We start from the raw sequence: 12,270 nt of genomic DNA, 5'->3' as shown, positions 1-12,270 counted from the left end.
TGCCGTCGGTCATATTGACTTCCCCGACGCCCCGCCGAACGATGTGACATCATCGCATCGTCGTCCGGCGATCGGTCAGGAGTCTTCGATTTCATGCGTATCCGTCCGCTGCTGCTTGCCTGCACCCTCGCCTTCGGCGCGTCGACCCTCGCCGCACAGACCGCCCAGCCCGGCCCCGACATCTGGCCGCCCAAGGGGGACATCCCGGCCAACTTCACACCGCCGACCGACAAATACGACTATGTGAAGCGCGAAGTGATGATCCCGATGCGCGACGGGGTGAAGCTGCACACGGTCATCATGATCCCAAAGGGCGCGACGAACGCCCCGATCCTGCTGACCCGCACCCCCTATAACGCGTCGGGCCGCGTCGCCCGTGCCGACAGCACCAGCTATGTCGCCGCCCTGCCGCAGGGCGACGAGGTGTTCACCCGCGCCGGCTATATCCGCGTGTTCCAGGACATTCGCGGGAAGTACGGGTCGGAGGGTGAGTATGTCGTCACCCGCCCGGTCCGCGGACCGCTGAACCCGACCAATGTCGATCACGTCACCGACGCCTATGACACGATCGACTGGCTGGTGAAGAAGGCGAACCTGCCGGAAAGCAACGGCCGCGTCGGGATGCTGGGGTCGTCCTATGAAGGCTTCACCGTCGTCATGGCACTGCTGAACCCGCATCCCGCTTTGAAGGTTGCCGCGCCCGAAAGCCCGATGATCGACGGCTGGATGGGCGACGACTGGTTCCACTACGGCGCGTTCCGCCTCGCCAATATCGGCTGGATCGGCAGCCAGACCGGCTACAAGGGTCCCGGCGCCTCGCCGCCCTCGACCACCTATGACGATTACGACCAGTTCCGGAACGTCGGCTCGGCCAACGACTGGGCGAAGGCATCGGGCTACGCCCAGCTGCCCTTCTGGCAGCGCTTCGTCGCGCACCCGTCCTACGATGCCTATTGGCAGGGACAGGCACTCGACAAGCTGATCGCCGCCAACCCGTCGAACGTCCCCACCATGTGGGAACAGGGCCTGTGGGATCAGGAGGACATGTACGGCGCGATCACCGCCTGGGAGGCGCTGAAGGCCAAGGGCAAGGGCGGCAACAACTTCCTCGTCATGGGGCCGTGGCGCCACAGTGGCGCGAACTATGACGGGTCGTCGCTGGGCGACATCAAGTTCAACGGCGACACCGCGCTGCAATGGCGCGAGAACTACCTCTTCCCCTTCTTCGACCAGTATCTTCGCGACGGCCGCCCGGCGTTCACCCCGCCCCAGGCACTGATCTACAATACCGGCGAGAATCACTGGGACGAACTCGCCCAATGGCCGCCGGCGTGCGAGAAGGGTTGCGCCGCCCCGCTGAAGCCCATCTACCTCGGCGCCGACGGTGACCTCGGCTTTACTGCGGCCAAGGCCGGCGGCGACAGCTATGTCTCCGATCCCGCCAAGCCGGTCCCGCACCTCTCGCGCCCGGTCAATTTCGATGACGGCCGGTGGAAGGCATGGCTGGTCAGCGACCAGCGCCATGTCGATGGCCGCACCGATGTGATGACCTACCAGACGCCGGTGCTGACCCAGCCGGTCAAGGTATCCGGCGCGCCGATGGCGGACATCTTTGCCAAGACCACCGGCACCGATGGCGATTTCGTGGTGAAGGTGATCGACGTCTATCCCGACGTCGTGCCGGGCCAGCCGGCGATGGGCGGATACCAGCTACCGATCAGCCTCGACATCTTCCGCGGGCGTTATCGCAACGACTTCGCCAAGCCCTCGGCGATCCCTGCCAACAAGACGCAGCGCTATCGCTTCCGCCTGCCGACGGTGAACCATGTGTTCCAGCCGGGCCACCGCATCATGGTGCAGGTCCAGTCGTCGCTGTTCCCGCTCTATGACCGCAACCCGCAGACCTATGTCCCGAACATCTTTACCGCGCCCAAGGATGCGTATCGCAAGGCGACGGTGACGATCGAACGCGGCGGGTCGAGCCCGAGTGCAGTGTGGCTGCCGGTGGTGGAGGCGAAGTAACTTCCCCACCAACCAGAAGCGTCACCCCAGCGCAGGCTGGGGTGACGTGTATCGGGTTGTAGGAGAGGAAACCCCTACCCGTGGCTGCGCCCGAAATCCTCGCGGGCGTCGTCCTGCCCCTGTTCGACGATCGACCGGCGGATCGCCCGCGTGCGGGTGAACAGGTCGAACAGCTCGTCACCCTTGTCCCAGCGGATCGCGCGTTGCAGCGCCGACAGGTCCTCGGAAAAGCGCTGCAGCATCGCCAGCACCGCATCCTTGTTGGCCAGGAACACGTCGCGCCACATCGTCGGGTCGGACGCAGCGATCCGGGTGAAGTCGCGGAACCCCCCGGCCGAATATTTGATGACCTCGCTCTGCGTCACCGCCTCCAGGTCCGATGCGGTCCCGACGATGGTGTAGGCGATCAGGTGCGGCAGATGGCTGGTCACCGCCAGCACCAGGTCGTGATGCTGCGCGTCCATCGTATCGATGTCGGCGCCCAGCCGCCGCCAGAATTCGGCAACCCGCTCGACCGCCGCCGGATCGACATCGGCTGCGGGCGTCAGGATGCACCAGCGCCCCTTGAACAGCGTGGCGAAGCCCGCGTCCGGCCCACTACGCTCGGTTCCCGCCACCGGATGCGCCGGTACGACCGTCACGCCCGGCAGCGCCTTGGCAAAGGCGGCGGCGACTCCAGCCTTGCTCGACCCGACATCGCTGACGATGACGCCGGCGGGCAGGTCGGCGGCGATCTCCGCCGCGACGCCGCCGATCGCGCCTACGGGCACGCACAGGATCACCAGGTCGGCATCGATCACCGCCGCGCCGGCATGGTCGGTACAGTCGTCGACCAGCCCCAATGCGCGCACCGTCTCGCGCGCTTCGAGCGACGCGTCATGCCCGGTCAGCCGCACCGTCGGCATCTCGGTACGCACGGCGCGGGCGATCGACGACCCGATCAGCCCCAGCCCGATGATGGCGACGCGGGAAAAGGGCAACATCAGCCGCCCACGATCTCACGCAGCGCGGCGGTGATGCCGCGCACCTCCGCCTCGGTCCCGATCGAGATGCGCAGGCCGTTGGCCAGCCCCTGTCCCGGTAGCCAGCGGACGATGAAGCCGCGCTCCATCAGCGCCTGATAGGCATCGCCCGCGCTGACCGGTCCTTCGAACAGCACCAGCACGAAATTGGCTTTTGACGGCACGGCGCGCAGGCCGGCATTGCCCATGGCGGCGATCTCACCCTCGAACCACGTCCGCCACTGGCGGTTGTGGGCGCGGCTCGCCTCGACGAAACCCTTGTCGCGGATCGCGGCAATCGCCGCCTGCTGTCCGGCGGTGGTCACGTTGAACGGTGCCCGGATGCGGTGCATCGCGTCGATCGCCTCCGCCGAGCCATAGCCCCAGCCGATCCGTTCGGCAGCGAGGCCGTGGATCTTCGAGAAGGTCCGCGTGACCAGCACGTTCGGCTGCGTCCTCGCCAGTTCGAGGCCGTGGTCGTCCTCCGCCGGCTCCAGATATTCGGCATAGGCCTGGTCGAGCACCAGCAGCACGGTCGACGGCAGGCCGGCGTGCAGCCGTGCAATCTCATCGCGCGGGGCGTAGGTGCCCGTCGGGTTGTTCGGGTTGGCGACGAACACGACGCGGGTGCGATCGGTCACGCACGCCAAGATCGCATCGACATCGGTCGCATGATCCCTGTCGGGCGCGATCACCGGCGTTGCCCCCACCCGCCGCGTCGCGATCTCATAGACCGCGAAACCGTAGCGGACGAAGATCACCTCGTCGCCATGCCCCGCATAGGCCCCGGCCGCCAGGTGCAGCACCTCGTCCGACCCGGTGCCATAAATGATGCGCGCCGGGTCCAGCCCATGCGCCTGCCCGATCGCGACGCGCAGGTCGGCGGCGGCGGGATCGGGATAGCGCTCGAGACTACGGTCCGCCGTCGCGAAGGCGGCACGGGCATGCGGCGAGGTGCCAAGCGGGTTCTCGTTCGACGACAGCTTCGCCACCTGCCGCCCGTCGTCGGTCTTCGACCGGCCGGGGACGTAGGGGGCGATGTCGAGGATCCAGGGCTTGGGAGCGGGTGCGTTCATGGGGCAGCGCAGTGGCAAATGCGGGGCGTGAACGCAAGGTTTGGGGCGTGCCCTCTACGTCATCCCCGCGCAGGCGGGGATCCATAAACGCAGCGGTTGCGCCCCCGGCATGAACGTCAGCGCATATGGATTCCCGCCTGCGCGGGAATGACGATGGGGGTGGTGTCGCACGCCCCGACCCTTGAACCCGCCGCGCCGCCCGCCTAACCGCAAGCCCCATGGATTCCCGTTTCGGTCCCGATCGCCGCGCCACCTTAACCACCGGCCTCTCGCTGGATGGCGGCGCGATGCTGCCCGCGATCGACATCGCCTATGAAACCTACGGCACGCTGTCGCCCGCCCGCGACAACGCGATCCTGATCTGCCACGCGCTGACCGGCGACCAGCATGTCGCCTCCACCCATCCGCGTACCGGCAAGCCCGGCTGGTGGTCGCGCATGGTGGGGCCGGGCAAGCCGATCGACCTCAACAAGCATTTCGTCATCTGTTCGAACGTGCTGGGCAGTTGCATGGGGTCGTCGGGTCCGGCCAGCATCGATCCGGCGACCGGCACCCCCTATGCGATGCGCTTTCCGGTGCTGACCATCCGCGACATGGTGCGGGCGCAGGGGATGCTGCTCGACCATCTTGGCATCGACCGGTTGCGCGCCGTGGTTGGCGGATCAATGGGCGGGATGCAGGCGCTGTCGTGGGCCGCGACCCTGCCCGACCGGGTGGAGGCAGTGGTGGTGATCGCTTCGACCGCGCGGCATTCGGCGCAGAATATCGCCTTCCACGAAGTCGGGCGACAGGCGATCATGGCCGATCCCAACTGGCGCGGCGGCGATTATTATAGCGAGGGGTCGCCGCCCGCCGCCGGGCTGTCGGTGGCGCGGATGGCGGCCCATATCACCTATCTGTCCGAAGCGGGCCTGACCGCGAAGTTCGGCCGCAAGCTGCAGACGCGCGCCGATGGACAGGCGGGTACCAAGACCTTCGGCTTCGACGCCGATTTCCAGGTCGAAAGCTATCTCCGGCATCAGGGGCTGGCCTTTACCGACCGGTTCGATGCGAACTCGTACCTCTACATCACTCGCGCGCTCGATTATTTCGATCTGGCGGAGGAACATGGGGGCACGCTGGCCAACGCCTTTCGCGCGACGAAGGCGCGGTTCTGCATCGTCAGCTTCGATACCGACTGGCTGTACCCGACCGCCGAGTCGCGCAATATCGTCCATGCGCTGAACGCCGCCGGCGCGCCGGCCAGCTTCGTCGAGCTTTCCTCGCCATTCGGGCACGACGCGTTCCTGCTCGATTCATCTGAACTGGACCGGATCATGCGCGGCTTCCTGGAGGCGAGGGCATGACGCTCCGCCCCGACCTCGCCATCATCGCCGCGCATGTCGCGCGGGGTTCGCGCGTGCTCGACGTCGGCTGCGGCGACGGGCAACTGATGGCGGCGCTGCGCGACGAACGCGGCGTCGATGCCCGCGGGCTGGAAATCGATCCGGGCAATGTCGCCGATGCGATGGCCAAGGGGCTGTCGGTGATGCAGGGCGATGCCGATCGCGACCTGGCCGACTATCCCGACGCCAGCTTCGACTATGCGATCCTCAGCCAGACGCTGCAGACCGCGATGCGGCCGCACGTCGTGCTGGACCACCTGCTCCGCATCGGCGCGCAGGCGTTCGTGTCCTTCCCCAACTTCGCGCACTGGCGGGTGCGGGCGTCGCTGTTGTGGGGCGGGCGGATGCCGGTGACGACGCTGTTGCCGCTCGAATGGTACGAAACGCCCAACATCCACCACCTGACGATCGACGATTTCCGCGCCTATGTCGCCAAGCAGGGGATCACCGTCGTCGATGCGTGGTTCCTCTCGGGGGGCCGGCGGACGACGGCGGCGGCGGCCAATTTCCGCGCCGAACATGCGGTGTTTCTGCTCAAACGCTGACGCCGCGTTAACCACCCTGAAGGCTTTGCGGCCGATATTCCGGATCTGTCGGGGGACAAGACGGGAATCGGTTCGATGCGTACACGCCTGCTCCTGCTCGCTGCCTGCAGCGCCGTGCTGCTCCATGGCTGCGCGCGCAAGACGCCCGAGGTCGCGGTGGTCGCGCCGCCGCCGGTCCCGGTTGCGGCCCCCGCGCCGAAGCCGAAGCCGCCGATGGGCGCAGCGGCCACGCTCACCATTCCTGCCGTCCTGTCCGATGGCAGCTACGCCACGCCCAACCACGCGCTGTCGGCCGACGCGGCGGTGTGGAACCTGCGGTCGGCGCTGAACGTCGCCGCACTTCAATGCAACATCGCCGACCCGACCGGCGTCGCGCACTATAACCGGTTGCTGAAGGTCCATGCCGCCCGGTTCGCCGCCGCGCACAAGGCGCTGGAGGCCGAATATCGCCGGGGCGGGGGTGACTGGCAGGACCGGTTCGACGATGCGATGACCCGCGTCTACAACTACTTCGCCCAGCCGCCGGTCCGCGAACAATTCTGCGCGACCGCCTTGCCAATGCTGGCGCAGGTCGCCGACCTGCCGGCGGGCGGGATCGACGGCTTTGCCGCACCCGGCATCGCCTCGCTCGACCAGCCGTTCATCGATTTCTACCGCGCCTATGACCGGTATCGCGTCGAACTGGCGGCGTGGCAGGCGGGACACGTGCCGAAACTGGTGGTCGATCCGCAGCTGCTGGTCGCCTCCACCGACGTTACCGGTGGCGGCTATCGTATGGCGGCGCGCTGATCCGCTTGCCAGCGATGCCGCGACCAGTCACGATCGGTGCATGACCCACGCTCCCATTCGCATCGGTATCGGCGGCTGGAGCTTTCCGCCGTGGCGCGGCACCTTTTACCCGGACAAGCTGGCCCAGAAGCGCGAGCTGGAATTCGCGTCGCGCGCGGTGACCGCGATCGAGATCAACGCGACCTATCACGGCACGCAGAAGCCGGCGAGCTTCGCCAACTGGGCCGCGACCGCGCCCGACGGCTTCGTCTTCGCGGTAAAGGCATCGAAATACTGCACCAACCGCAAGGTACTGGCGGAGGCAGGTGAATCGATCGAACGGTTCATCGGCTCGGGCATCGCCGAACTGGGCGACAAGCTGGGACCGATCCTGTGGCAGTTCATGGCGACCAAGAAGTTCGACGCCGACGACTTCGCCGCCTTCCTGTCGCTGCTGCCCGATACCCATGCCGGGGTGGCGCTGCGCCATGCGGTACAGGTCCGGCATGAGAGCTTTGCGGTGCCTGCGTTCGTCGACATGGCGCGCAAGGCGGGGGTGGCGATCGTCCATGCCGATTCCGCCGACTATCCTGCCATCGCCGATGTGACCGGCGACTTCACCTACGCCCGACTGGAGAATGCGCAGGAGCATGTCGCCACCGGCTATGACGATGCAGCCCTCGACCGCTGGGCTGACGCGGCGCGGACCTGGGCCAGTGGCGGAGTGCCGGACGGCCTACCCTATGTCGATGCCGCGCCGCCCACGAAGAAGCCCCGCGAAACCTTTGTCTTCTTCATCAACGGCGCGAAGCTGCGGGCGCCGGCCGGCGCCCAGGCACTGATCGCGCGGCTATAGCCCCTCGCGGCGCAGCGGGCGGGCGAGCAGCGTATCGATCACCTGCGCGACGGGCGTGCCGTCCAGCAGCGCGCCGACTGCCGCCGTCACCGGCATGTCCACGCCCGCTTCCGCCGCCGCCTCGCGCAGCACGGGCGCGGTGAACGCCCCCTCCGCCACCGTCCGGCGATCCGCCATCAGCTCGGCGGCGGCGCGGCCCTGCCCCAGCCCGACGCCCAGCGAATAGTTACGCGACGCGGTCGACGAACAGGTCAGCACCAGATCGCCCAGTCCCGACAGCCCGGCCAGCGTTTCCGCCCGCGCGCCGCGCGCCAGCCCGAACCGCGTCATTTCGGCAAAGCCGCGCGCGATCACCGATGCCCGCGCATTCTGGCCCAGCCCGGCCCCCTCCACGACACCGCAGGCGATGGCGAGGACGTTCTTGACCGCGCCGCCGATCTCCGCGCCGATCACATCGTCGCTGGCATAGGGGCGGAACGCCGGCGCCGCCAATCTTTCGGCCAGCCGGTCGCGCAAGGCCGCATCGGCACAGGCCAGCGTGACGGCGGTCGGCTTGCCCGCCGCGACCTCATGCGCAAAGGTCGGGCCGGACAGGACCGCGACCGGGGCTTGGCGATGGACGGCGCGCGCCACTTCGCCAACCAGCATCCGCGTCCCCGCCTCGATCCCCTTGGCGCACAGCACCAGCGCGCGGGTGCCGACGTCGATCGCCGACAACACGCTGCGGACATGCTGCGCGGGGGCGACGACCAGCAGCGCGTCCGCCGCCTGCAACGCGGCGGCATTGGTCGTGGCGTGGATCGCCGGTGACAGGGCGACGCCGGGCAGGAACAGCGGGTTGCTGTGGGTGGTATTGATTGCGTCGGCGACCTCGTCCTCGCGCACCCAGAGCGTCACATCGCCGCCGCGTGCCGCAACCTGCGCCAGCGCGGTGCCCCATGCGCCGCCGCCGATGACCCCGATCTTCATGCCTTCACTCCTGCCCCACGCACCTTTTCCGCCGACGGGTCGAGCGGCCAGCGCGGCCGCGCGGCCACGTCGAGCGGGTCGCTATGCCCGGCCATGAACCGCTCGGCCCCGGCCCACGCGATCATGGCGGCATTGTCGGTACACAGCCAGAGCGGCGGCGCAACGAAGCGCAGCCCGTTCGCCTCTGCCAGCCCCTCCAGCGCCGAGCGCACCGCGCGATTGGCCGCGACTCCGCCCGCGACCACCAGCGCACTGACCGGCCCGGCGAGGTGCAGCGCCAGCTTTGTCCGGTCGAGCAGGCAGTCGACGACTGCCTGCTGGAACGATGCCGCGATGTCGGCGGTCGTGTGAATGCCGGCATCGTGTGCGCGCAGCACCGCGCTCTTCAGGCCCGCGAAGGAGAAATGCGGATCGGGCGTGCCGACCAGCGGCCGGGGGAGCGGTACGGCCTTCGCATCACCCGCCAGCGCCGCCGCCTCGACGCGCGGGCCGCCGGGATAGCCGAGACCCAGCACCTTTGCGGTCTTGTCGAACGCCTCGCCCGCCGCATCGTCGATGGTGGTGCCCAGCCGCCGATATTGCCCGACGCCATCGACCCGCAGCAGCTGGCAATGGCCGCCCGACACCAGCAGCAGCAGATAGGGATAGGTGAGGTCGGGATCAGTCAGGCGCGGCGACAGCGCATGGCCCTCCAGATGGTTGACCGCGACCAGCGGCTTGCCCGCCGCCAGCGCCAGCGCCTTGGCCGTCACCAGCCCGACCATGACCCCGCCGATCAGTCCGGGGCCAGCGGTGGCTGCGATCGCATCGACCTCGCGCAGCGCGACGCCGGCATCGGCCAGCGCCCCCTCGACCAGCGACGGCAGGATTTCGACATGCGCGCGCGCCGCGATTTCGGGCACGACACCGCCGTACGGGGCGTGCGCCGCCTCCTGCCCCGCCAGGCGATGCGACAGGATGGTGCGGTCGCCGCGCACCAGCGCAACGGCGGTTTCGTCGCAACTGGATTCGATACCGAGGATCAGGGGGGTGGACATGGCGTCGGCCTTAGCGCGGATCGGGGCGCGGTGCGAACCCCCGGCTTGCCCTGCGCAGCCGCGATGGATAGCGAGCGACCATGACCTTCAAACTGGGCACCCGCGGATCGCCGCTGGCATTGGTGCAAGCGCACGCGACGCGCGACGCGCTGGCAACGGCGCACGGGATCGACCCGGCGACGATCGCGATCGTGACGATCAAGACGACCGGCGACCGGGTGCAGGACCGCGCGCTGGCCGAGATCGGCGGCAAGGCGCTGTGGACCAAGGAACTCGACCGCGCGCTGTGCTGTGGCGAGATCGATGCGGCGGTCCATTCGATGAAGGATGTCGAGACGGTCCGCCCGACCGAAATCCGCATTGCCGCGATGCTGCCGCGCGCCGATGTCCGCGATCGGCTGGTCGGGGTCGCGTCGCTGGCGGACCTGCCCAGGGATGGCGTGGTCGGCACCAGTAGCCCGCGCCGTGCCGCGCAGGTGCTGCACCACCGCCCCGACGCGCGGATCGTGCTGTTCCGCGGCAATGTCGACACGCGCCTTGCAAAGCTGGCGGCGGGCGAGGTCGACGCGACGCTGCTCGCCGCCGCCGGGCTGGAGCGGCTGGGGCGACACGATATCGGGACGGCCTTGTCGATCGACATGCTGCTGCCCGCCCCGTCGCAGGGCGCGGTCGGGATCGAGGTGCGCGCCGAGGATGCCGATGCGCTCGCCTTCGTCCGCGCGATCGACCACGCCCCGACGCATCAGGCGGTGCGTGCCGAACGCGGCTTCCTCGCGGCGCTGGGGGCAGATTGCCATTCGCCGGTGGGGGCGCTGGCGACGATCGAGGGCGATGTGCTGACGCTGCGCGCGCAATTGCTGGCGCAGGACGGCAGCGCGCAGGTGGTCGACAGCGCCAGCGGGGCGATCGACGATATCGAGATGCCGCGCGCCTTGGCCGAAGCGATGCTGGCGCGCGCGCCCGACAACGTGGCGAAGCTGTTCGCGCGATGAGCCGGCCGCTGGCGGTGCTGCGCCCCGAACCGGGCAATGCCGCCACCGCGCAGGCGATCGAGGCGCTGGGCCGGACCGCGATCCGCCTGCCACTGTTCGCGATCGAACCGCTGGCGTGGGACGGCCCGCCGGCGACCGACCATGACGCGCTGATCCTGACCAGCGCCAATGCGGTGCGGCAGGCGGGGGCCGCACTGCAGGCTTATGCGGCGCTGCCGGTCCATGCGGTCGGCGCGGCGACGGCGGCGGCGGCGCGGGCGGCGGGACTACGGGTCGTCGCGACCGGCGATTCCGATGGCCGGGCGCTGCTCGACGCCGCCGAACGCGCCGGAGTCCGCCGGGCGCTGCTGCTGACGGCGCGCGATCGGGCGATTGCCGACCATACGGTGCTATCGGCGATCCGCGCGGTCTATGCCAGTGAGGTGATTGAAGGGGTCGACACCGCCCTGCTCGACGGCTCGGTCGCCCTGGTCCATTCCCGGCGCGCGGCCCGGCGGCTGGCGATGCTGGTCGCCGACCCTGCCACCATCGCCGTCGCCGCCATCGCCCCGGCGGTTGCCGACGCGCTGGGTAGCGGATGGCGCGCGGTCGCGGTCGCCGATCGGCCGGACGACACCGCGACCATCGCCGCCGCCGTCGTCCTTGCCGATGCATGTGATTGACCCGACGGACAGGCGCGGGGATAAAGGCAGCATGATCAGCGACGATGTGCCCTTTCCGACGAGCAGCAACCCGCGTCGCCGGGGGGGGCAGGGCAGGCTGGCCGTGGCGATCCTGGCCTTCGTGATCGGCATCGGCGCGACGCTGGCGGTGCTGTATTATGTGGCCCCGCGCTTCGGATGGGGGATGCGGCAGCAGGTCGCCGTGCCGACCGCGCAGCCCACCCCCGCCGCGACCGGTGCCGCCCCGCCGACGCAGGTTTCCGCCCTGCCGATCCTGTCGGCACGCGAGGCGGCACTGGCCGCGCGGATCGCCGACTTGGAAACGCGCATCGTCGGGCTGGACAGCAGCGCGCGCAATGCGGCAGGCTATGCCACCCGCGCCGAGGACATGATGGTGATCGTCGCCACCCGCCGCGCGCTGGATCGCGGGCGGCCGCTCGACTATCTGGAGGGGCAGTTGCGCGACCGGTTCGGGGGCAGCCGGCCCGATGCGGTCCGCACGCTGATCGCCGCCGCGCAGAACCCGGTGACGCTCGACGACCTGCGCAGCGCGCTGGACGCCGCCGCGATCCCGCTGACCGCCGGCCCGGTGAACGAAAATTGGTGGGACGCCCTGCGCCGCGAGATCGGGCAGCTGATCGTGATCCGCCAAGGCACGACGCCCAGCAGCCGCCCCGGCGACCGGTTGGAACGTGCGCGCCGCCGGCTGGATACCGGGCAGGTGGAACAGGCGATGGCCGAGATCGAACGGATGCCCGGCGCCGCGAATGCCGCCCGCTGGACCACCGCCGCCGAACGGTACGTCAATGCGCGCAAGGCGCTGGTCGACCTGGAATCGGTCGCACTCACCACGCCGCATCCGGCGCCGGTCGCGCCGCCGGTGATCCTGCAGCAGGCCCCGCCGCAATCCGTCCCCCCCGCCACGGCCGAAACGGTCGCCCCCACGCTCTAAAGGAA

The 12,270-nt window shown here is 69.3% G+C and carries 12 protein-coding genes; 8 read left to right on the top strand and 4 right to left on the bottom strand.

Annotation, left to right across the window (positions count from 1 at the left end; genetic code table 11):
- The first annotated feature begins 93 nt into the window (after positions 1-93).
- Positions 94-2,022, top strand: coding sequence for a CocE/NonD family hydrolase (locus tag QZ755_RS06645; RefSeq protein WP_294321010.1), 1,929 nt, complete (start codon positions 94-96; stop codon positions 2,020-2,022).
- A gap of 74 nt (positions 2,023-2,096) precedes the next feature.
- Here QZ755_RS06645 and QZ755_RS06640 read toward each other — a convergent pair whose 3' ends face one another.
- Both QZ755_RS06640 and hisC read right to left on the bottom strand, forming a co-directional pair.
- Positions 2,097-3,005, bottom strand: coding sequence for a prephenate/arogenate dehydrogenase family protein (locus QZ755_RS06640; RefSeq protein ID WP_294321007.1), 909 nt, complete (start codon positions 3,003-3,005; stop codon positions 2,097-2,099).
- Complete coding sequence (gene hisC / locus QZ755_RS06635; RefSeq protein WP_294321005.1) at positions 3,005-4,099, bottom strand: histidinol-phosphate transaminase; 1,095 nt, start codon at positions 4,097-4,099, stop codon at positions 3,005-3,007. Before hisC ends, QZ755_RS06640 begins: the two co-directional genes overlap by 1 nt.
- A gap of 218 nt (positions 4,100-4,317) precedes the next feature.
- Here hisC and QZ755_RS06630 point away from each other — a divergent pair, with 218 nt between their 5' ends.
- The 4 genes from QZ755_RS06630 to QZ755_RS06615 all read left to right on the top strand — a co-directional run bounded on the left by QZ755_RS06630 (position 4,318) and on the right by QZ755_RS06615 (position 7,653).
- A complete protein-coding gene (locus tag QZ755_RS06630) occupies positions 4,318-5,445 on the top strand; it encodes a homoserine O-acetyltransferase (RefSeq protein ID WP_294321003.1) in 1,128 nt (375 codons plus the stop codon).
- Positions 5,442-6,029 carry a methionine biosynthesis protein MetW gene (gene metW, locus QZ755_RS06625; RefSeq protein ID WP_294321000.1) on the top strand — a complete coding sequence of 196 codons (588 nt, stop codon included), beginning with the start codon at positions 5,442-5,444 and terminating at the stop codon, positions 6,027-6,029. The genes QZ755_RS06630 and metW overlap by 4 nt, the downstream gene beginning before the upstream one ends.
- A 75-nt stretch (positions 6,030-6,104) precedes the next feature.
- Positions 6,105-6,818, top strand: coding sequence for a hypothetical protein (locus tag QZ755_RS06620; RefSeq protein WP_294320998.1), 714 nt, complete (start codon positions 6,105-6,107; stop codon positions 6,816-6,818).
- A gap of 40 nt (positions 6,819-6,858) precedes the next feature.
- Positions 6,859-7,653: a DUF72 domain-containing protein gene (locus tag QZ755_RS06615; RefSeq protein ID WP_294320995.1), complete on the top strand. Its 795-nt coding sequence runs from the start codon at positions 6,859-6,861 to the stop codon at positions 7,651-7,653.
- Here QZ755_RS06615 and QZ755_RS06610 read toward each other — a convergent pair.
- Together QZ755_RS06610 and tsaD are read right to left on the bottom strand one after the other, a co-directional pair.
- Positions 7,648-8,622, bottom strand: a complete 975-nt coding sequence (locus tag QZ755_RS06610; RefSeq protein ID WP_294320994.1) for an NAD(P)H-dependent glycerol-3-phosphate dehydrogenase — start codon at positions 8,620-8,622, stop codon at positions 7,648-7,650. The two genes, QZ755_RS06615 and QZ755_RS06610, sit on opposite strands and share 6 nt — an antisense overlap.
- Entirely contained in the window at positions 8,619-9,659 is a 1,041-nt protein-coding gene (gene tsaD, locus QZ755_RS06605; protein ID WP_294320991.1) for a tRNA (adenosine(37)-N6)-threonylcarbamoyltransferase complex transferase subunit TsaD, read from the bottom strand. The genes QZ755_RS06610 and tsaD overlap by 4 nt, the downstream gene beginning before the upstream one ends.
- Before the next feature lie 80 nt (positions 9,660-9,739).
- Here tsaD and hemC point away from each other — a divergent pair, with 80 nt between their 5' ends.
- The 3 genes from hemC to QZ755_RS06590 are packed head-to-tail and all read left to right on the top strand — an operon-like array spanning position 9,740 to position 12,265.
- Positions 9,740-10,651: a hydroxymethylbilane synthase gene (hemC, locus tag QZ755_RS06600; protein WP_294320988.1), complete on the top strand. Its 912-nt coding sequence runs from the start codon at positions 9,740-9,742 to the stop codon at positions 10,649-10,651.
- On the top strand, positions 10,648-11,313 hold the full coding sequence (locus QZ755_RS06595) for a uroporphyrinogen-III synthase (protein ID WP_294320985.1): 666 nt from the start codon (positions 10,648-10,650) through the stop codon (positions 11,311-11,313). The genes hemC and QZ755_RS06595 overlap by 4 nt, the downstream gene beginning before the upstream one ends.
- Positions 11,314-11,344: 31 nt before the next feature.
- Positions 11,345-12,265, top strand: a complete 921-nt coding sequence (locus tag QZ755_RS06590; RefSeq protein ID WP_294320983.1) for a hypothetical protein — start codon at positions 11,345-11,347, stop codon at positions 12,263-12,265.
- Positions 12,266-12,270: the final 5 nt, after the last annotated feature.

The sequence above is a fragment of the uncultured Sphingomonas sp. genome, assembly GCF_913776855.1.
Classification (GTDB): Bacteria; Pseudomonadota; Alphaproteobacteria; order Sphingomonadales; family Sphingomonadaceae; genus Sphingomonas.
The sequence above is the reverse complement of the archived record's forward strand: the minus strand, read 5'-3'. Positions and strand labels throughout refer to the sequence as shown.